Here is a 22474-nt window from a genome sequence, read left to right on the forward strand (position 1 = left end):
AATCCTCCCGATTAAATCAAATCATTAAATAAATCTTCTTGTAAATAAGGATTTATAATTGAATCGAATTCTTCCATATCAACTTTATCTATACTGTCTCTTTTAGAGAAATTTATAGCTTCCATTATATTCTTGTGATAGTTCAAATCTTCATTATTTTGTCCAACTTGAACATTTATATCTTGAACATTTATATTGCGATCTGTAAGAGATTTTACAAGTAACTGCATCTGATTTTCTATGGCTTGTTTTGCTTTATCTGATTCCACAAAGAACGATGCACTCAACACTCCATTTTCAGAATGTATTTTTATGCTTAGCTTTCCTAAAGTTTCAGGTTCCAATTTTATATTTAGTGTAGTTTTGTCATCTCTAAACGCTATTCTCATCTCATCTATTATTTTAGAAAAGTTCTGTATCTGCTGTGGATTCGCAACCGATACTTTTGATGAATTAAATATTCTATTTGTATTACCTATAATTTTAACATCTGTAATGTTGATATTGGAATCGTAAACTTCATCTTGTTTAAAAGAAGTATTTTCTATATCTTCACTTTGCGAAACATTAGATTGCATAATATTCTTTAAGTTTTTTGACATGTTAAATTCATTTTTCAAATCACTTAACTCCTGATTTATGCTCACTTGAAAATCTTCTTTATTTACAACTGTATCTTCTTTAACAAGTTTTGTTTGATCAAATATTTTTTTAAAATCAACTATCTGTTTTGAAATATCAGGTGAATTTATATCCGATATCAAATCATCTTCTAATTTTTCATTGCTTTCAAATTTTTCAATAAGCTTAGATAATTTATCTTTTAATTCTGTAGGTATTTCTTTAAAATTATCCAAACTTGTTTTTATTTCTTCCAATTGTTCTTTAGGTATATTTTCAAGCTGTTCTTTTATCTCATTTAAATCATTAGAAAAATTTATAATTATGTTGAGAACATTTTGGATACTTTCAGTATCTATATCTTTTACCGCTTTTTGATCTTCCTCTTGAACATCTTTTTTTAACTCTTCTTTTTTTGAAGATACATCTTTTTTATCAGAGTTAGTATTATCAGTCTTTTTTACCTCATCTTTTAAATTTGTTTTTGCATCTTCTTGTTTCTCATTTTTATTTTGTATATTTTTTTTATCAGACATCTTGTCTGTATTATTATCTCCATCTTGAACTCTTTGATTTTTATCATCTTTTTTAACTTCATTTTGCCTATAATCTTCTTTTTTCTTGTATTCATATTTTTGATTTGAATTGACCGGCTTTATATAGTCTTTAAAACTATTTTTTGTTATGTCCGCTTTATTATTGTTTACAAGATTTTTCGATAAATCCATTATAGCTGATGAAGCACTTGATGAAACACTTGTTTGTGTTATCTTTTCCAATTTATACCTCCCATCAATAATATTTTAAGGCTCAGGTATTCCCAATTCTCTACTCAAAAATGCCGCTTTATCAAGCTTATCATTGTTTTTAAGTTGCGCAATAACTTCTCCGACTAACGCAGGTTTCATTTTTTTTAGCGTGTCTATTACCATTTGTTTTTCGCTTATAGAAAAATTTCTCACATTATCTATTCTATAAGTTTTATAAACAGGATTATCCACTGCAAGTCTATCTACAACATCTGCCAAATCAGTCGCTTGCATTTTATCATATGCCTTCTTAAGTATATCGACATCTTCTTCATATTTTTTTAGGACTTTTATAGAATTTGCTACAACTGTTGAATAACTTCCATCAAAATTCATTTGATAATCTTCTATATTCTTAATTTCTGTTAATATGTCCTGAACTTTATTTTCGTCAGAAAATTCATTTAATATTCTTGCCGCATTTAAATAATCCATATTTGAAAATATAACTGCAAGCTGATCATCACTGAAACTTTCAGCATCTTGTAATTTTTGAGCTGCAATTTTTTCTTCTGTCTTTGAGTATAATTGACCTAATGACAAATTTTTCCTCAAAAACTCTGAATATATTTGCATTTCTCTTTCTACAGACTTTAAAAAATCACTGCTGAATCTATTTTTTATACCGTCAATATATATAGGATTCATATAGTGCAATATTCTCGCTACCGTTTTTGCCTGCATATTCCCCAATGCTGATGATACCTTATCATAATTCATAGTAGTTTGTAATTCACTTTGAATTGCATCTATAGCGCCTTTTATTCCTAAAGAAGTATAGTAAGATGATGTTGTTTTATTTTCATCCGCTTTTGCAAGCTCCATTTTCTCATATTCATCTTTTATTACATCTTTTTTGCTTTCCATTTTTTTTATAAGCTCATTTACACTATTGGTTTTTTCAGAATTTATTATCATCATTGATGACAACAATTTTTCATATGATTTTTTATCGCTTTTCTTTATATTAATAAGCTTATCCGCTATTTGTTCTTCGTCCATCTGTAAATAATATTTGGCAAGTTCAGATATTCTTGGATCACTTATACCTTTTGCTTCAGCCTTGGCTTTAAGCTCCTGTCTTGTTTGATATTGTTTTATCTGTGTATTTATAAATTTTTTCACTTTATTATTCGTTAAATACAAAACTCCTACCGTTCCCGCTATTATAGTAAGAAAAACAAGTAAGACAGCTAATATTATTTTTATAGTTGTAAATATAGACGTTTTTTTCTCTACAGGCAACACATCATTTTCAATACTCACTTTTATAACTCCTTAATTATAACTTTCTACTTGAAAAACTAACTATTTCATCTATAATCTTTTCTTCTTCCTTTGCTTCTTTTATCATATATCTCGCATAGTCTTTATCTTTTAAATTCTCATAAGACTTTCTTTCTTTTCTTGACTCTATATATTCCTCTTTCTTTATTTCCAACTTTTTGTTCAATTCACATATTTCTATCTCTTTATTTTTTATCAAAGAACATAAATAATCAATATATTTATTAAGTTGAACTATCTCTATTATAGATGTTCCCTCTTTATTTTTTTCTTCTCTTTCTATACCTTTTTGAGTAAGTTCGAGTTTTAACTCTTGTAATTGTTCATTTGCCTTTAACAATTCTTTGTTCACTATATAAACTTCATTTTTTTTATTATCTTCAGCTTTTTCTTTTACATCCAACACTTTTTGCAATCTAAATTTATAACTCAATTAAGTCACCTTTTTTATAATTGGATTATCTTACCAACCATATTCTCTATTTCATCAAAAGAAAATTTATCATGAACATCTTGTTTTAAAAAATTATTGATTTCGTCATTTTTTTCAATAGCCATATCTACTTTTTTACTTGTTCCTCTTACATATGCACCTATGCTTATCAAGTCTTCAGAGTCTTTATATGTCGCCATCAAATCTCTGATATTGCCTACTTTTAACATATGTTCTTTATCCATTATAGCAGGCATTACCCTTGATACAGATGCTAAAACATCTATTGCAGGATAATGATTTTTGTTTGCCAAAGTTCTTGACAAGACTATATGCCCATCCAATATACCTCTAACGGTATCCGCAATAGGTTCGTTCATATCATCTCCATCTACAAGCACAGTATAAAGACCAGTTATTGAGCCTTTATCAGAATTCCCCGCTCTTTCCAATAATTTCGGCAATTCCGCAAATACTGAAGGAGGATATCCTTTGGTAACAGGTGGTTCTCCTATTGCAAGCCCAACTTCTCTTTGTGCCATAGAAAATCTTGTAAGAGAGTCCATCATCAATATTACGTTTTTACCTTGATCTCTAAAATACTCAGCTACTGATGTTGCCAATAACGCACCTTTTTTTCTGACAAGCGCGGGTTGATCAGATGTCGCTACTATAACTATTGACCTCGCAAGACCTTCTTCTTGTAAATCATTTTCTATAAATTCTTTTACTTCCCTACCTCTTTCGCCTATAAGACCTATAACATTTATATCTGCAACCGTATTTCTCGCAATCATTCCAAGCAAAGTAGACTTCCCTACTCCTGAGCCTGCAAATATACCGATTCTTTGTCCTCTTCCGCAAGTAAGCATACCATCTATAGCTTTTACTCCAAGGGGTAAAGGTTCTCTTATTCTGCTTCTTGACAAAGGATTTGGAGGAGTATTGTTTACCGGATATGCTCTACTCAATTTCAATTCTTCTTTACCATCTATAGGACTTCCAAGGCCGTCAAGCACACGCCCGAGAAGACTCTCTCCAACTTGAACTTCAAGACTGTTTCCTGATGCAACTACAGTAGCTCCAGGTCCTATACCTTGCATATCTCCAAGCGGCATAAGCAAAACTGCATTTTGTGTAAAACCTACTGCCTCAGCCATAACAGGAGCGTCAGATTTCACAGGATATATTTTACACATCTCTCCAATTTTTACCTGTGGTCCTGTAGATTCTATTGTAAGTCCTACTATTTTAGAAACCCTTCCTTTATATTGCACAAGGGTTGTATCTGTTAATTTATCACTGTATTTTTTCAATGATACTTCCATCACTATTCCCCTTCAAGAAGTTTGGAAAATTCTTCCCTAAGTTTTATAAATTGAGCTTTTATGGAAGGATTTACTGTTCCGTCTTCACTCTGTATTTCCATATCACCTCTTAGATATGTTTCAACCGTTTTTATTTCTATATCTTCTACAGCAGGAAACATAGCTAATATTTTAGTTTTTAATTTAGACGTGTTTTCAAAATCTTCTCTACTTACTTTAATAGTCAATTTTTTTCTTGATGTTATATCTTCAATAGAAGATATAATTAACTTCGTAACAGTTTCATCACTATCATCTAATTTTTGTCTTAATATTTTATTTACACATTGTAATACTAAACCTATTATTTCTTTTTCTTGATTAGCGAACGTATTTTTTCTATATTGCTCAGCTTCCTCTATTATATTTCTTGCATCTTTAAGCAACACTTCATATTGCTCTAAAGATTCTTCATATCCTTGTTTAAATCCATCTTGCTTACTTTCTATAAATATATTTCCCGCTTCTACCTTTGCATCATCTATTATCTTTTTAGCATCCGAATTTGCTCTTGATATTATTTCGTTAGATAGCTCAGTTGCATTTCTATTCATTTCCTGAGTTTCATTTTGAAGTCTTATTTTTAGTTGTTCTAATTTCTCTATCTTAATTTTGGCTTCTCTTTCTTCACCATCTTCAAGTTTTTCCTGATTAGATGTTATCTTATGCAAAGTTTCCGAAGAACTTATATTTTCTTCTCTAAGCTCTTTATTTCCAATAACAAACACTTCATCTATCTTAATAAAATCGGACTTGATAAGTTTATCCAATTAGCTCGTCTCCTCCACCTCTTGAAATTACTATCTCTCCAGCATCTTCCAATCTTCTTATTACATTTACTATATTTTGTTGCGCTTCTTCTACATCTCTCAATCTCACAGGTCCCATAAAATCCATATCTTCTCTTATCATCTCTGCCATACGTTTAGACATGTTTGCAAATATAAGCTCTGCAACCTCAGGCGTTGCTCCTTTAAGTGCAACAGTAAGCTCACTGTTTTCAACTTCTCTGATAAATCTTTGTACAGCACTTGAATCAAGATTAACGACATCTTCAAATACAAACATCTTCTTCTTGATTTCATCCGCAAGTTCTGTATCTGATTCTTCAAGATTTTCAATAATATATCTTTCAGTTCCTCTATCCACAGAGTTCAAGATTTCTACAATCGCATCTATACCACCGGCTTTTGTATAGTCTTGAGTTACTATATTGGATAGTTTCTTTTCAAGTACAATTTCCACTTCCTTTATTATTTCAGGATATGTCCTGTCCATTGTAGCTATTCTTCTTGCAACTTCTATTTGTTTTTCTTGTGAAAGCGATGACAATATCTGACCTGACTTTTCAAAATCGAGATATGACAGTATAAGCGCTATAGTTTGTGGATGCTCATTTTGAATAAAATTGGCAAGTTGTGCAGCATCAGCTTTTTTGGCAAAATCAAACGGTTTTACTTGTAGAGATGCAGTGAGTTTATTTATAACCTCATATGCCTTTTCTTTTCCAAGAGATTTTTCCAAAACCTCTTTTGCATAATTTATACCGCCTTCAGATATATAGTCCTGCGCAATACACATTTCATAAAATTCATCTAATACTTCTTCTTTTAATTCAGGATCCACTTTTTTAACATTTGCTATTTCCAATGTCATTTCTTCTATATCTTCATCACTAAGATGCCCATATATCTTTGAAGAATATTCCGGTCCTAAACTTATCATAAGTATTGCAGCCTTCTGTTTTCCGTATAATTTGATAGGCTCTTTTTGAGCACCTTGTTTTGCCAAGCTATCCACCTCTTTATTATTCTTCTTCTATCCATGTTTTTAATAATTGTGTTACTACTTCCGGATTTCTGTTTATCAATTCCTCTATACTTTTCTTCTTTCCGGATTCTTTTATATCTAATTCTATTGTTTCTATCTCCTGTTGCTTTCTTGCTCTTTCTTCCGGACTCAAATTGTCTTTTTGCTTTGCCAATTCTTGCGATTTTCTATTTTTTCTTCTCAATAACATAACAATCAACAATGCTACTATAGGTATAAGCGCTATAACTCCTATTGCAATCCATTGCCACAACGGTATACCTGAATTATTAGATGCCGCCATTTGGTTTTGCATATCTTTATTGAAGCTTTCAGCAAACACTTCTACAGATTTTGTATTAAGTCCTGTGGCTGTGGTTATCAATTTTACTATCTGAGCCTTTTTCTCGTCTGTAAGTTCTCCACCTTCTAAAGAATCTTTGTTCAAAATTACAGAAACTGTTATACTGTCTATAGTCCCTTTCGCCTTTTCTACATTTTTTACAATCTCATTTAATTCATAATTTATAGTGCTCTCGCTTCTATTATAAGTTGAATTTCCATTTTCATCTACCGTAACGTAATTCGTTGTTCCTCCCGCTTCATTATTGTTTGCAGTAACTCCAGGTGTTCCTAAAGCATCTTTTTTATTTTCAACTTGTTCTTTTAAATTCTGTTCACTTCTTGCAAGTCCCGAAGTTTCTCCTTCAACTGGAGGCGAAAAACTTTTTGTTTGAGTCTGCTCATTATCAAAATTAAGTTTGACCGATGCCATAACAGATATGTTGTTATATCCGAACATAGGACTTAAAAAGTTTTGCAATGATTTTTCTATATCACTTTTCACCTTATCTTGCATTTCCAAATTACTTTTAGCTTGAATAGAATCATTTTTATTTTCAGAGTTTACATTAAGCACTTGACCATTCGGTCCATGTATAGTAACATTTTCAGGAAGCAATCCTTCCACAGAATTTGAAACTATTGATGCTATCCCGTTTATAGAATCTTGGTCAAGCTCTTTACCAGCTTTCAAAGATAGCATTACACTTGCTTTTGAAATCTGTTTATTCTCATTCAATATAAATTCAGAATTTTTTGGTATAGATAGACTAACATATGCTTTATCCACCGCATCAATAGACTCTATAACTGTTGATATCTGATTTGTTAAAGCATATTGCCTTGCTGTTTCTTTTTCATCATCACTCATAAACATCGAATTCATCTTGATTAAATCCGAATAATCAAACTTGGCATTAGGCAAATTTCTTCCTGCCAAGTCAACCATTATTTTATTTCTTGATTTTTCCGGAACAAGTATAGAATTTTGACCTTCTATCTTATATTTTACACCTAAACCGTCTAAGTTTTGAGTAACAGTACTCATTGTATTCAAATCAAGATTACTGTATAACGGCACATATTTGGTTCTTGTCAAATATAATATAAGCGATGTAATTATTATAATTATCGCCAAGGTTGAGACAGCTACAGTTATTATCTGTTTCCTTGAATATTTTTCCAAATATTGATTTATTGAATTTCTTACATTATTAATATTTTCCAAAACGAACACTCCTGTGTCTATTATAAAATAAGACGCTTCTTTACCTAAACATATAAAAACAAATAAATTTATTATAATATTTTTTATATAATAATATTAAAAAGTATGTATCCACAAATATTCTTACAAAATTATATCTAAATTAAAAAATATATCATCAGCTGATATTATGTAAGTACCCGACTGATGATTTAGAAATTGTTTTAAATTTGAATTCTTGATATTTCTTTGTATGCATCTACAATTTTAGATATCCCCTCTGAAAGTGCATTGAACTGAACATTGGCAATACCTCTTGCTATTGACAATTCATGAAGATTCTCCAATTCTCCTGATATTAATTTCTGTGTCAATTCTTCTTGATATTTTTTTGCATCATTAGCTTCATATATAGCTTTTTTAAGAAAATCAGAAAAATTTATATCTTTATTTGTGTCTTCTTTTTTTATGATTTTTATATCATTCAAAGGAATAATATCACTAACCCTGTTTATCATTTCTTCTCCTTAAATTATTTCCCAATTTCAATGGCTTTTTGCAATAGAGCTTTAGATGTATTTACAGCCGTTGCACTCGCTTCATATGCTCTTTGTGAAGATATCATATCAACCATTTCTGTTATCAAATCAACATTGCTCATTTTAACATATCCATTTTCATCCGCATCAGGGTGTCCTGGTTCATATTTCATCTTAAAATCACTCTTATCTTCTACTACGCCTACAAGCTCTACTCCACCCTTATCTTTTTTCTGTCTTTTATTGTTTAAAATAGCATTAAAACTTGATACATTACCGTCAGCTTCAGCAAATACAGCAACTTGTCTTCTATATGGAAGTCCGTTTTTAGTTCTTGTTGTCTGTGCATTGGCTATATTTTTTGATATTATATCCATTCTTGCTCGTTCAGCCGTAAGTGCTGTAGCATTTATATTCATGCTTGAAAATATTGACATTATTTTCTACCTCCTGTTATACCTGATATAAGTGAGCTGAAATATCCTGTCATAGAATCTGCAATCATAGAATAATTTATATAGTTTTTCACACTGTCAACTTCTTCCGTATCAATATTGACGTTATTGCCATCTTCTCTTGTGCTCACAGAATTATCTTTGGCAACAATCGGAAAATTATTACCTTTTAAAGACGGTATATCTATATGTCTTGAATTGGTCTTTGCACCTCTTAATTTATACTCATCATTTGCTTTCGCAAGATATTCTTCAAACCTTACATAACTCCTTTTATAATTAGGAGTGTTTACATTGGCTATGTTATTGCTTATCGCTTCACTTCTCATGCTATAAGCATTCAGTGCTTTGGATAATATTCCTATATAAGTTGAATCCATAAAATATTTTCCTCTCTATGATCAACACAAAAAATTGTTTGCTTTCAAATAGACATTAAATATATAATGACTCAAACAGCTATATAATTAATGTCTTAATAAAATGTAAAATTATTTATTTTTAAATTCTGATATATACTATCAGAGAAGTTCATATAGTTAAAAATCATATTGAAACATAAATCCTAATTTCATAATTTAGCTTTCCATATTTATTATAAAAAATCAAGATGTTAACAAAAGACAAAAACTGTTACATCTAAATTATATAATATATATGTAAATAAAGGTGTATAATTGGAAATTACACACCTTGGATGTAGTAGAGCAAATCTATAAGCCGAGTTCTGTTTAAAATAGTCATCTATCTACTATCACAGTCGCCTATGATATCTAGCGACCTACCTACGGATAGAAACGAGCAATTTCTTATTATATCCTACTTGGTCTTGCTTCAAATGGGGTTTACACAACAAGACAGTCGCCTGCCTTTTGGTGAGCTCTTACCTCGCCTTTCCACCCTTACCTACTAAAAATAGGCGGTTTATTTCTGTTGCACTTGCCTTGGAGTCGCCTCCACCGGACGTTATCCGGCATTTCGCTCTATGAAGCTCGGACTTTCCTCATACATAGAGTATGCGACTATTCAACTTACTCTTCTGATATTATACTATTATTTAAACAATCTTTCAATTATTTTTTTGTTTTTTTTACAGTTTTTGCAATAATTTATAAAAAAATTATATCTTTTAACAAATTTTATATAATATTTTATATTAAATAATTAATAAACAAACATTTTCTTTTTTATTTTTATAATATTTCTTCTAATAATACTACCGCTTGAGAACTTATACCCTCTTTTCTTCCCTCAAAACCTAAATTTTCAGTAGTAGTGGCTTTTACAGATACTTGTTCAAAATTTAAATCTAATATTTTAGCTATATTTTCTTTCATCTTTGATATATAAGGTAACATCTTAGGTGATTGAGCTATTATTATACTATCTATATTAGATATTTTAAAATTATTTTCTGCAATTATTTTTTTTACTTCTCCTAATAACAGCATAGAATCTATATCTTTATATTTATCATCTGTATCCGGAAACAAAGTTCCTATATCTCCTTTATTCATAGCTCCTATTAACGCATCTATTATAGCATGTATGAGAACATCTGCATCCGAATGTCCAGCAAGCCCTTTATCATACGGTATATTTACACCACCAATTATGAGCTTCCTATTTTTTTCAAATCTATGTACATCATACCCTATTCCTACTCTCATAATAACCCTCAACTTTCATATTTTCTGTAAATCAAAAAAATTTGTCTATTTAATTTTATACTGATATCTTGCGAAATAATAGATATCTTCAATATTACAATAATTAAAAAATTAATTATTATTTTATCTATATCTATTAATCAAACAGCTTTTAGCATTGATTATATAGTAGTATAATTATATAATATTTAAAGTTTTTTTGAAAAAACTTATATATAAAATAAGGTGTTTATAAAAAACACCTCTTATTTTATAATCTATTTAGTTTTCGCAAATATCATTCTTCCCGCAGGAGTTTGTAATACTGACGTAACTTCAACTTCTATGTAAGAACCTATAAACTTTTTACCATTTTCTACAACTATCATAGTCCCATCATCTAAATATGCTACTCCTTGAGAATTCTCTTTTCCTTCTTTTACTATTTGCACATTTATCTGCTCACCTGATATAAGTTGCGGTTTAACTGCATTAGATAATTCGTTTATATTTAATACTTTTACATTTTGTATTTGAGCAACTTTATTCAAATTATAATCGTTAGTAACTACTGAGCCTCCTAATTTTTCTGCCAATTTCAACAATTTAATATCTACTTCATATTCAACGTCAAATTTAGTTTCATTAACTTCTACTGTAACATTAGATTTATTTTGAATTTCATTTATTATGTCTAAGCCTCGTCTTCCTTTTACTCTTTTTAAATCGTCTGCTGAATCAGCTATATGTCTTAATTCCTCCAATACAAAAGTAGGTATTATAACCTTACCTTCAATAAATCCGGTGTCTATTATGTCAGCTATTCTACCGTCTATTATAACACTTGTGTCCAATATCTTAGGCATGGCATTAACAGTTTTTTTATTAGTTTTTTCTCTTGAGATTATTCTCTTACTATGAATATATTTAGCTATTTCATCTTTTTTTATTCTACCTATGTTACTTCCTATATATCCAAGAAAAATATATATCGCTATTGTGAGCGGAATCCCCACAAAAGGTATTGCTTTTATAGGGCTTGTAACAAAATAAGCTATTACTATACTGACTATAAAACCCAATATTATAGTTACCATTTCCGGAAGCGGTATTTTAGATACTTCGTTTTGTATATAGTTTGCTATTTGCTGACTTTTTTTAATCAAAAAAGGTGCTATAAAATAAAATATAATTCCAAATAAAATAAATAATGTTGTCAGCATAGCTACGTCAAATATAGATTTTGACATATAATCAGGTTTTAGAGTCTCAAGTATATTGTACATTAAAAAATATATTAAAAGTCCTACTGAACCTCCACCTACTCCTATAAACCATCTTATCGCTTTTTTTACCATTTATTTTCACCTCCTTTTTTTACTTTTTTTATATTTGATATAGAATAATCAAGCGCTTGCTTTATATTTTTTACTCCTGTAACCTTTATTTTATTTCCTTTTAATTTTATATCTTTTAAATTTGAGTATGGTACAAGTATTTCTTCAAACCCTAATTTTTCAGCTTCATTTATCCTGTTTTGAACAAAACTTACATTTCTTATTTCACCTGTAAGTCCTACCTCTCCACATATAGCAAGCAATTTTTTTACAGGAACATTATAATAACTTGATGCAATAGCGATTATCACGCCCAAATCTATAAAAGGTTCATTCAGTTTTATACCGCCTGTCAAATTGACATATACATCATAGTTTTGTATCAAAATACCTGCATGTTTTTCCAAAACTGCAAGCAGCATATTTAATCTGTTATAATCTATTCCTGTCCCTGTTCTCCGTGGTGAAGGAAAGTTGGTAGATATAACAAGAGACTGTATTTCAACCAACATCGGTCTTGTCCCTTCTACACAACTGACAATAGCCGTACCAGCTTCATTAGAATCATTTTCAGACAACAATATCCTTGACGGATTATCTACTTCTACAAGCCCTCTATCCGTCATCTCAAATACACCTAATTCGTTAGTTGAACCAAATCTGTTTTTTACAGCCCTTATCATTCTATATGAATTATATTTTTCTCCTTCAAAATATAAAACTGTATCTACTAAATGCTCCAAGACTCTCGGTCCGGCTATAGCACCGTCTTTAGTTACATGTCCTACTATAAAACAACAGATGTTTTCTTTTTTACATATCTTCATGAGTCTATTAGCTATATCTTTTACCTGAGACACTGAACCAGGTAAAGAATCAAGAGTTGTTGATGATATGGTTTGTATTGAATCTATTATTATAACATCCGGCTTTATTTCCAATATTTGTTTTTCAATAATTTCCAAATTTGTTTGCGCAATTATGAGCAAATCAGCTTCTTTTTCAAATATCCTGTCCGCTCTCAGTTTAATTTGCTCCAACGATTCTTCTGCTGATACATAAAGTACATTTTTTCTATCACTTATATTGTTCGTCAACTGTAACAGTATGGTTGATTTCCCTATCCCCGGGTCTCCTCCTATGAGCACAAGTGAACCACTGACTATGCCGCCTCCCAAAACTCTGTCAAATTCTTTTATACCGGTAGAAAACCTGACATATTCTTGTCCTTTAACCTCACTGAGTTTTATAGGAGAAACATCTTCTCCAAGCATAATCAATTCTACTTGTTTTTCTATAGTTTTACTTTTTTGTGTATATACTTCCTCTTTCAATGTGCCCGCTGTAGAACAGCTCGGACATACTCCCCACCATTTTGATGTTTCATATCCACAATTCTCACAAGTGTATTTTGTCTTTAATTTTGCCATCATTCCTCGCAATCTTCGTTTATTATTTCAAAGCTGAGACTGTCTTCATTTCCTATTACATTTACAAACGAATTATCTTTTATTTCTTCCAATAATATTTTTTGAGCAATTTCATTTTCCAACAGCTTTTGTATCGTACGCAATAGAGGTCTTGCACCATATTCCAAATTATATCCATCTTTTGAAATAGTCTCTATGGCGCTGTCTTGTATAATCAAATGTATTCCTCTATCTTTCAACCTTTCTTGAAGTTTTTCTATCATTATTCCGGCTATTTTAAATATGTCGTTTTTACCAAGTTGTCTGAATACCACTATCTCATCAACTCTGTTTATAAACTCAGGTTTAAAATGTTTTTTTAGTTCTGATATAAATGACTTCTCCAAGTTTTTATATAAATCATCGTTTATTTTTTCAAAAGTTTGGTTTGAAAATCCGAAATTATTTTGTTTTTTTACAGCTGACGCTCCTATATTTGATGTCATTATTATTATTGAATTTTTAAAATCAACTTTTCTGCCTTGAGAATCTGTTAAATGTCCCTCGTCCAGAACCTGCAAAAGCAAATCGAATATATCAGGGTGTGCCTTTTCTATTTCATCAAATAATAGTACACAATACGGTTTCTTTTTAACTTTTTCAGTTAGCTGTCCACCTTCAGAGTAACCTATATATCCAGGAGGAGATCCTATGACTTTACTTACATCAAACTTCTCCATGTATTCGCTCATATCAACTCTTATCATAGCATCTTCATCATCAAAAAGCTCTCTTGCCAAAGTTTTTGCAAGCTGTGTCTTTCCCACGCCTGTAGGTCCTAAAAATATGAATGAGCCTATAGGTTTTTTAGGATCTTTCAGCCCGGTTCTTGCTCTTTGTATTGCTCTTGTTACGCTTAACACAGCCTCATCTTGACCTATTACATATTTTGATATATTTTTTCTCATATCGAGCAGCTTATCTTCTTGCGTTTTTGTAAGTTTTTCAAGAGGTATTCCTGTTATAGAGCTCACAACGCTCTCTATGTCTCTTTTGGTCAAATTTTTCTTTTCATTATATACTTTAAGTCTTTCATCAGATATAGATGACATAATACTATCTAATTCTAATATTTCATCTCTTATAACAGAAACATTTTGTATGTTATTTTCTCTAACTTCTTTGGCTATCCTGAATTTTGCATCTTTTATATTTTTTAAGACTTCATCTATTTCATAATAGTCTTCATTTCTTGCCAATTTTAATTTCGCAGATGCCTCATCTATTATATCTATAGCCTTATCAGGAAGATACATAGAAGAAATATATCTTTTAGACAATTTTACAGCCAATTCTATAGCATCTTGTTCTATCCTCACATCATGATAGCTCTCATAATTTTGTTTCACAGCCATTAACATCTTTATAGCTTTTTCTTCTGACGGCTCTTTTATTTGAACTACTTGTATTCTTCTTTTTATAACATCATCTTTTTCTATATATCTTTTATACTCCGCTGTACTTGTAACCCCTATTATTTGCAACTTACCTTCTGCAAGAGCATTTTTAATCATATTGCCTGCTTCTGATGTGTTCTCTTGATTACTTAAAATCGCAATACTGTGAAAATTATCTATAAACAAAATAATATCTTCACTGCTACTTACTTCTTCAATTATATTTCTGATTCTTTCTTCTAACTCACCTTTATACTTACTTCCTGATACAACAAGAGGCATATTTAGTTGAAATATACGCTTATTTCTTAAAATATTTGGAGCCTTTTTTGAAACTATATTTTGTGCTATTGCATATATTACAGATGTCTTTCCAACTCCCGCTTCGCCTACCAAAACAGGATTATTCTTGTTTCTTCTTGCCAATATGTGAGTTATTCTTTCTATATCTTCTTCTCTTTCTACAACTATGTTCAATTCTCCATTTTCAGCATTATTGGTTATATCTGTCGCATATCTGTTCAAAACTCTACCTATTTTAGGAGGTTTTTTATATATGTTTCTTCCATAATCTTCTTGAACCTCATTATACTCAGATATGTCTTTTACTTTTTGTTTTATATTATCAAATTCTTTTTTAGCTATTATTATCTCATCTATCAATTCATCTTGATATATACCATTATTGTTCAATATATCTGTTGCAATACTTTTTTTCCCAAGTATAGCTATAAGTACATGTTCTAAACCCACAAAATCAAATGATAGAGAATTTGCAATGGAAATTGATTCTTCAAATATATCTTTTATATCGCTTGCATATATTAAAACATTACTCGGAACAACACCTTTTTCATTTTTTTCCAATACTTTTTGCACTATATCGTCCGTATATAAATTATGTTCTGATAATATTCTACCTACAAGAGATTTTTCTTGTCTGCTTATAGCTATCAAAATATGCTCACTGTCAACTGTATTATGACCTAATTTGCTCGCCTCTTGAGCAGCTAAATTCAACAATCTTCTACTAAATTGAGTAAATGTTTCTATTTTTATCATCCTTTATAAATTTCTTTAAAATAATAGCAAGCCGTTAATATATCATTTACAACCTCAAACAGATAATGACATTTAATAGCTTGTTATCAATTTTTAAGTATGTTAGCAAATTAATAATTTAAACAATATCCATGTCGAATCCCCTTGTTTTTATTTCATCTATCATATTTCTATTTCTTCCAAGCGAATTTTTTAATTTATTAACAACCTGTGTAGTAAATTTTCCAACGGTTTTTGTGGTATCCCTAAGATCTATATACTCATTCATCTCTTCATCAAAAGTCTTTATAGTCGCTGTATAATTATCAAATTTTTTATATTCATCTTCAAATACCTGCATATGTCTTGGAAGTCTCGGTTTTAATGCAGGTTCATGATTTTTATAACCAAGCCCTAAACCTATTATAGGAAATGTTAGCTTCGGCAAATTAAGTATTTCGCTTACACCTTTTATATCTTTTAGTATACTCCCAAAATATACCGTTCCTATACCAAGTGATTCTGCCGCAACAACCATACTTTGAGCTGCTATAAGAGCATCGCTTACACCTTGAATAAAACTATCCATGTCATTTCCAACATCATCTAAGCCGTTTTCTTTTGCAATTTTAGAATTCCTGTACATATCAACCACAAATATTATAAGGTCGCTATTATTTTTAACATAAGGTTGATTGCATATTTCAGCTATTTTTGATTTCTTATCATCATCTTTTACATGTATCATAGAATAACTGTATAACCCGTTACCACTCGCCGATCTAACAGCTACAGCAAACAAACTATCCATTATCTCTTTATCTATTTTTTCGTCTGTAAATTTCCTTATTGTTCTATGCTCTAATTGACTTTTTAATGTTGAATTCATAATAATCCACTTCCTTAAACAATATAAATTACTACATATTTAAATATCTATATTTGTCATTTAACGGCTCTAAATCTTTTATTATACAAGAACCTAAACAGTATTCTTCATCATAAAACACAGCAACTTGACCAGGAGTAACCGCCTTAACTTTAAAATCATATTCAACCTTTAAATTCCCATTATCAAGCTTATATACACTTACAGGTATATCAGATTGTCTATATCTGAATTTAGCAGTGCATTTAAGAGGAAATATCGGCTCCTTTTCAAGTATCCAAAACGGATTTTCACCTATCATGGATTTTGTAAACAACGCTTCATGCTCTTCTCCCTGAGCTACATAAACTATATTTTCTTTTAGATTTTTGCCCGCCACAAACCAAGGTTTACCATTTCCAACTCCACCTATTCCAAGACCTTTTCTCTGTCCAAGTGTGTAATGTATGATACCGTTATGTGTGCCTATTTTCTTGTTTGAATCTATATCTATTATATCTCCTTTTTTTGAAAGCAGATATTTATCTAAAAACTTATCAAAATTTCTTTCTCCAATAAAACAAACACCAGTAGAATCTTTTTTTAGAGCAGTAGCAAGATTATGCTCTTTAGCTATTTCTCTAACTTTTGATTTTTCGATATCTCCAATAGGAAATATAGTTTTTGATAACGCTTTTTGACCTATTCTTGATAAAAAATATGTTTGATCTTTAGAGTTATCAACACCACGTTTCAAATAAAAATCATTATTTTTTTCCTCAACTCTTGCATAATGCCCCATAGCTATATAATCCGCATCTAATTTAAGAGCATAGTCCAAAAACGCCTTAAACTTTATTTCTTGATTACACATAACATCAGGATTAGGGGTCCTGCCTTTTTTATACTCATCCAAAAAATAAGTAAAAACTTGATCCCAATATTGTTTTTCAAAATTAACTGTATAATAATCTATTCCTATACTGTCAGCTACTTTTCTGACATCATCATAATCTTCCTTGGCAGTACATATTCCCTCATCATCTTTTTCATCCCAATTTTTCATAAATATTCCGGTAACGTCATATCCTTGCTCTTTCAATATGACCGCACTTACAGAAGAATCAACTCCTCCGCTCATTCCTAAGATAACTTTTTTTGCCACCTGTAATCACCTTTATCTATTTTTATAATCGCATAGTTCATAATTATAACATATTTTATCTAAAATTACTAAAACTTAAAATAGTTTCATGAAGATTTAAGTAATAGTTAATAATCTATTAAAGAAAGTATCTTTTTGTAATATTATTTTTTTATTATAAAAAACTGTATACTGTATATCGTTTAGATTTTTCTAAAAGACTAAAAAATCGTTAGTTTTGTAATAAATAACACAAAAAATACCACGTAAAAAAATCTAAATGTTGTTTATAAACTTTGCCACTTCTCTTGCATCTCCCAATATAGCATATTTAGCATGTCTGAATATCGCAGAATTTTTATTGTTATTTATAGCTATTATTTCTTGTGCCTTAACACTCCCCAAATGTTGTACAGCACCAGATACACCGAAACCTATATATATTTTAGGATTCGCAGATAAAGCCGTTTTACCCAAAACTCTATCAGAACTAATTATATTCATATCTTGTACAGGTCTTGTACCTGCGTATTGAGCTCCAAGTTTATCCGCAATATCTTTTATATCTTCTATGCCTTTTTCAGGATGATATCCCCTTCCAAAAGCTACAATTATATCTGCATTTTCAAGCATTTCACTATTTTTAACACTTTCAGCTTTTTCAAATAAACCTTTAAATATTCTTATTATTTCCTTTTTTCCTTCATCTTCTTCGAATAATATATAATTTCTATCAGTATTATAATCCGTCATGAGTTCCAATACGCTCATATCTCACCTCTTTAATATAATCAGACTCATCTATATTTTTCAATTTATATCAAAATGGACAATTTATAAAACAACAAACATATTGATAACTACTTCAAATTTCCCAATTTTATCATAATTATACGCACTCAACTAACTTTATATTATGTTCTTTAGCAAATTTTTTGTATTTTTCAGGTGCCTTATCAGTTATTATACAATCTATATCATCTAATTCACAATAAGTAAAAAGCGAATGTTTGTCAAACTTTGTATGATCTACAAGCATAAACACTTTTTCAGCCTTATCAACAACCTTTGATTTTATATCTCTTTCCTCATATACTGAGTTTGTTGCACCGTTTTTTACACTTATACCTGTAGCAGCCATAAAGGCTTTCGTTATATTTATATCTTTCAAAAAATTTAAAGAATCTTTACCGGCAAAAGAAAAAGTTCTTTTGTTTACTTCTCCTCCTAAAGCTATCAGATTTATATTTTCTTTTCGACTTGCCTCTATAACAACACTAAGATTATTCGTTATTATAGTTACATTTTTCTTGTCACATAGATAGTATATTATGTTCATAGCTGTAGTTCCGGAATCTACAAATATTATGTCATTATCTTCTACAAATCTGGATGCTTTTCTTCCAATTAATTCTTTAAAATCTTTATCTCTTACGCATCTTTCCAGAAAATCTGAAAACTCAACTTCAGATTCACAATATTCAACTCCGCCATAAACCTTTTTTATATTACCGTTTTCAATGAGCTCGTTTATATCTCTCCTTATAGTATTCATTGATATTCCAAATTCTTCTTGCAATTCCTTCAAGCTCATTATTCTTCTTTCTAAAATCAGTTTTTCCATTTTAGCCAATCTGATATTTTTCATTATATTATTCGACTCCATTTTTATTTTAAATAAAATTATTTATATATACATATTATAGATACTTATCTCTCACAAATTATATATAAATTTATACGTTTTTTATCTTACATTAAAATATTATATACCAAAATATATTGACTATCAATCAATATATCATATTTTAAAATCATTATCAATATTTTATCATATTATAAAATGCTTTTTATAAAAACTTACTCAAAATTATATATTTTTCATATATTTTTTACTTATACAACTCTATTATTCATATGAAATATAAGTATTTTAGCATATTTTTAAAAATAGATAATAAAACTTCTTGACTTTTGCCTATTTTAGTTTTAATATTAAATATAGTGAAAGTGGTGTAAAAATAATAGGCAATCGATTAACATTTTTTTAATACTTTACTATTTAGGAGGATAATATATTATGAACAATCTATTAATGCAAGTAGAAGATGAAATAGCTGTTGTTACAATTAACAGACCTAAAGCACTCAATGCACTTAACACAGAAACTTTAAGTGAAATAAATGAGTTATTTGCTGAAATAGGAAAAAGAAAAGATATAAAAGTAGTTATATTGACAGGTTCCGGAGAAAAATCATTTGTAGCCGGTGCCGATATATCCGAAATGGTAAATGGCGATGCCGCACAAGGAAGAACTTTCAGCTTATTGGCTAAAGAAGCATTTTCAAGATTGGAACAAATCCCTCAAGTTGTAATAGCAGCTGTAAACGGATATGCTCTAGGTGGTGGTTGCGAAATATCAATGGCTTGCGATATAAGAGTTGCTTCTGAAAATGCAATATTCGGACAACCGGAAACAAGTTTGGGAATAATCCCCGGTTTCGGTGGAACTCAAAGATTAACAAGACTTGTTGGAAAAGGTAGAGCTAAAGAACTTGTATTTACTTGCGATAAAATAGATGCTCAAGAAGCATATAGAATAGGTCTTGCAAACAAAGTTGTTCCTCAAGCCGAGTTATTAGACTACTGCAAAAAAATGGCACAAAGAATAATCAAAAACGGAAGTCTTGCCGTATCTATCGCTAAACAATTGATAGAAAGAGGCGCAGATACTGATTTAGATTCAGCACTTGTACTTGAAGCTACAGGTTTCGGTTTAACATTTGCTACTAATGACAAAAAAGAAGGAATGACTGCATTCTTAGAAAAAAGAAAAGCTAATTTAACTGATTTTTAAATAATACTATAGAAGATAAAAATTAATCCCGTAGTTTTTATAATACCATAGTTTATCAAAGGTTATTTTATAACAGAAACGTTATAAAATAACCTTTTTTTATATCAATTTTAATGTTATGCAATTTCACAAATAATTAAATTCATTTTAAAATAATACCAATATTAAATTTAAATTTGATATAAAAGAATATATATTATAAATTTAATACTAATATACTCATAAGTTATCCATACAACTTTTAATGAAAATTGATATATCCATTAATATTTCAATCTATTTTTGGTTTTTTAAAATATAACCAAAAATAGATTGACATAAACAAAAAAAAGTATTATTATTTTATTACAGTAAATAAGGTTCATATTTTTTTCATTACATATGATGTGAACAATTTACAATTTTTCATTTTTGTCGGATGCTTTTATAATTATTATTATACCACTTCACTTAATATACAGTTTTTAATGACTGTACATCTGTATAAAATATGTCATTTTATTTTTTATTAAGCTATAATTTTTATTTTTGAAAGGAGATTTATAATGGATTTTCGTTTAAATGAAAAACAACTTGAACTTCAAGCTAAAGTAAGAAAATTTGCTCAAGAAAGACTGCTTCCGACAGTAGTTGAAAGAGATAACAAAGGCGAGTATCCTACTGAACTTTACAAAGAAATGGGAGCTATGGGACTTATAGGTCTACCATATCCTAAAGAATTTGGTGGTCAAGGAGAAGATTATCTGTCATATGCAATAGCTGTAGAAGAAATTTCAAAAGTTGATGCGTCTCTTGGAATATCATATTCCGTTTCCACATCTTTATATGGCGGATCTGTTATGAACTCCAATGCAACTGATGCTCAAAAGAAAGAATTTTTACCTGATGTATTACAAGGAAAAGCATGGGGTTCATTCGGTCTTACTGAACCGAATGCAGGAAGTGATGCAGGAGGTTGTGTAACTACTGCTACAAAAGATGGCGACGGATATGTTTTAAATGGACTTAAATGTTTCAATACAAACGGTCCTTTAGCCGATTATTCTGCTGTTTTTGCTCTTACTGAGCCTGAATTGAAAGCAAAAGGTTTAGCTTGCTTTGTAGTAAAAAAAGGAACCCCAGGTTTCAGCGTAGGACGCATAGAAGATAAAATGGGTATTCGTCAAGCGCAAGTATCAGAACTTATATTCGATAATTGCCGTGTACCTGAATCGGCAATGATAGCTCCTACAGGACAAGGCTTCAAATTAGCTATGAAAGCATTGGATGGCGGACGTATAGGAGTTGCTGCTCAAGGGCTTGGTATAGCAGAAGGTGCTTTTGATACTGCAGTAGAATACATGAAAACAAGAGAACAATTTGGAAAACCTATATTTAAAAACCAATATTTAGCTTTCAAAATGGCTGAATTAAAAATGAAAATAGAAGCTGCAAAATTAATGTTATACAAAGCTGCTACCGATAAAGATACAGGCGCTCCTTATGGAGAATCTGCTGCTATGGCTAAATACTTGTGCACAAACGCTGCTATGCATGTAACTACAGAATGTGTACAATTTATGGGCGGAAACGGTTATATGAAAGGTTATCATGTAGAGCGTATGATGAGAGATGCAAAAATAACTCAAATATATGAAGGAACTAACGAAATACAACAACTAATTATAAGTGGTGGTATATTCAGATAATCAAGTATTCGGCTGTCTATTTGTAAAATATCACAATTAGACAGCTATTTTTTATAAAAGAAAATTTTTATTTTGCTATATACATAAAATATTTTTTTAATTTTTGCTATTCGATTAATTTTACATAATATAGATTTTAAAGATTTTTATGTATT

At 30.0% G+C, this 22474-nt stretch carries 20 protein-coding genes and 1 other RNA gene; 2 read left to right on the forward strand and 19 right to left on the reverse strand.

Annotated elements, in window-relative coordinates; all coding sequences use genetic code 11:
• Positions 1-11: 11 nt before the first annotated feature.
• From HMPREF9630_RS03180 to HMPREF9630_RS03265, 19 genes are all read right to left on the reverse strand, one after another.
• Positions 12-1400 carry a flagellar hook-length control protein FliK gene (locus HMPREF9630_RS03180; protein WP_009527090.1) on the reverse strand — a complete coding sequence of 463 codons (1389 nt, stop codon included), beginning with the start codon at positions 1398-1400 and terminating at the stop codon, positions 12-14.
• Between the two features lie 24 nt (positions 1401-1424).
• Complete coding sequence (locus tag HMPREF9630_RS03185) at positions 1425-2696, reverse strand: hypothetical protein (protein WP_009527091.1); 1272 nt, start codon at positions 2694-2696, stop codon at positions 1425-1427.
• A gap of 16 nt (positions 2697-2712) precedes the next feature.
• Positions 2713-3150 (reverse strand): flagellar export protein FliJ, encoded by a 438-nt coding sequence (gene fliJ / locus HMPREF9630_RS03190; RefSeq protein WP_009527092.1) that lies wholly within the window; start codon positions 3148-3150, stop codon positions 2713-2715.
• Between the two features lie 14 nt (positions 3151-3164).
• Entirely contained in the window at positions 3165-4478 is a 1314-nt protein-coding gene (gene fliI / locus HMPREF9630_RS03195; RefSeq protein ID WP_009527093.1) for a flagellar protein export ATPase FliI, read from the reverse strand.
• Positions 4479-4480: 2 nt separating this feature from the next.
• The gene (locus tag HMPREF9630_RS03200; protein WP_009527094.1) at positions 4481-5287 is read right to left on the reverse strand and encodes a FliH/SctL family protein; all 807 of its coding nucleotides are present in this window, start codon (positions 5285-5287) and stop codon (positions 4481-4483) included.
• Positions 5280-6308, reverse strand: coding sequence for a flagellar motor switch protein FliG (fliG, locus tag HMPREF9630_RS03205; protein ID WP_009527095.1), 1029 nt, complete (start codon positions 6306-6308; stop codon positions 5280-5282). Before fliG ends, HMPREF9630_RS03200 begins: the two co-directional genes overlap by 8 nt.
• A 16-nt stretch (positions 6309-6324) precedes the next feature.
• A complete protein-coding gene (fliF, locus tag HMPREF9630_RS03210; protein ID WP_009527096.1) occupies positions 6325-7896 on the reverse strand; it encodes a flagellar basal-body MS-ring/collar protein FliF in 1572 nt (523 codons plus the stop codon).
• 203 nt (positions 7897-8099) lie between these two features.
• Positions 8100-8393, reverse strand: coding sequence for a flagellar hook-basal body complex protein FliE (locus HMPREF9630_RS03215; RefSeq protein WP_009527097.1), 294 nt, complete (start codon positions 8391-8393; stop codon positions 8100-8102).
• Between the two features lie 14 nt (positions 8394-8407).
• Entirely contained in the window at positions 8408-8851 is a 444-nt protein-coding gene (gene flgC, locus HMPREF9630_RS03220; protein WP_009527098.1) for a flagellar basal body rod protein FlgC, read from the reverse strand.
• Positions 8851-9249 (reverse strand): flagellar basal body rod protein FlgB, encoded by a 399-nt coding sequence (gene flgB / locus HMPREF9630_RS03225; protein ID WP_009527099.1) that lies wholly within the window; start codon positions 9247-9249, stop codon positions 8851-8853. Before flgB ends, flgC begins: the two co-directional genes overlap by 1 nt.
• 320 nt (positions 9250-9569) lie before the next feature.
• Positions 9570-9907: RNase P RNA component class A (gene rnpB / locus HMPREF9630_RS10095), an RNA gene on the reverse strand.
• Between the two features lie 155 nt (positions 9908-10062).
• The gene (gene ispF, locus HMPREF9630_RS03230; protein ID WP_009527100.1) at positions 10063-10539 is read right to left on the reverse strand and encodes a 2-C-methyl-D-erythritol 2,4-cyclodiphosphate synthase; all 477 of its coding nucleotides are present in this window, start codon (positions 10537-10539) and stop codon (positions 10063-10065) included.
• A 257-nt stretch (positions 10540-10796) separates the two neighbouring features.
• On the reverse strand, positions 10797-11876 hold the full coding sequence (locus HMPREF9630_RS03235; protein WP_009527101.1) for a PIN/TRAM domain-containing protein: 1080 nt from the start codon (positions 11874-11876) through the stop codon (positions 10797-10799).
• Entirely contained in the window at positions 11870-13285 is a 1416-nt protein-coding gene (gene radA / locus HMPREF9630_RS03240; protein WP_009527102.1) for a DNA repair protein RadA, read from the reverse strand. The genes HMPREF9630_RS03235 and radA overlap by 7 nt, the downstream gene beginning before the upstream one ends.
• Positions 13285-15783 (reverse strand): ATP-dependent Clp protease ATP-binding subunit, encoded by a 2499-nt coding sequence (locus tag HMPREF9630_RS03245; RefSeq protein ID WP_009527103.1) that lies wholly within the window; start codon positions 15781-15783, stop codon positions 13285-13287. Before HMPREF9630_RS03245 ends, radA begins: the two co-directional genes overlap by 1 nt.
• A 118-nt stretch (positions 15784-15901) precedes the next feature.
• On the reverse strand, positions 15902-16651 hold the full coding sequence (locus tag HMPREF9630_RS03250; RefSeq protein WP_009527104.1) for an NADPH-dependent oxidoreductase: 750 nt from the start codon (positions 16649-16651) through the stop codon (positions 15902-15904).
• Between the two features lie 31 nt (positions 16652-16682).
• Positions 16683-17795 carry a tRNA 2-thiouridine(34) synthase MnmA gene (mnmA, locus tag HMPREF9630_RS03255; RefSeq protein WP_009527105.1) on the reverse strand — a complete coding sequence of 371 codons (1113 nt, stop codon included), beginning with the start codon at positions 17793-17795 and terminating at the stop codon, positions 16683-16685.
• Positions 17796-18050: 255 nt separating this feature from the next.
• A complete protein-coding gene (locus tag HMPREF9630_RS03260; RefSeq protein ID WP_009527106.1) occupies positions 18051-18545 on the reverse strand; it encodes an FAD-binding protein in 495 nt (164 codons plus the stop codon).
• Positions 18546-18663: 118 nt separating this feature from the next.
• Positions 18664-19422, reverse strand: coding sequence for a DeoR/GlpR family DNA-binding transcription regulator (locus HMPREF9630_RS03265; protein ID WP_009527107.1), 759 nt, complete (start codon positions 19420-19422; stop codon positions 18664-18666).
• Positions 19423-19854: 432 nt separating this feature from the next.
• Between HMPREF9630_RS03265 and HMPREF9630_RS03270 the strand changes: the two genes are divergently transcribed.
• Together HMPREF9630_RS03270 and HMPREF9630_RS03275 are read left to right on the forward strand one after the other, a co-directional pair.
• A complete protein-coding gene (locus HMPREF9630_RS03270; protein ID WP_009527108.1) occupies positions 19855-20631 on the forward strand; it encodes an enoyl-CoA hydratase-related protein in 777 nt (258 codons plus the stop codon).
• Positions 20632-21176: 545 nt separating this feature from the next.
• Complete coding sequence (locus HMPREF9630_RS03275) at positions 21177-22319, forward strand: acyl-CoA dehydrogenase family protein (protein ID WP_009527109.1); 1143 nt, start codon at positions 21177-21179, stop codon at positions 22317-22319.
• Positions 22320-22474: the final 155 nt, after the last annotated feature.

Origin of the sequence: Peptoanaerobacter stomatis (assembly GCF_000238095.2) — a bacterium.
Classification (GTDB): Bacteria; Bacillota; Clostridia; order Peptostreptococcales; family Filifactoraceae; genus Peptoanaerobacter; species Peptoanaerobacter stomatis_A.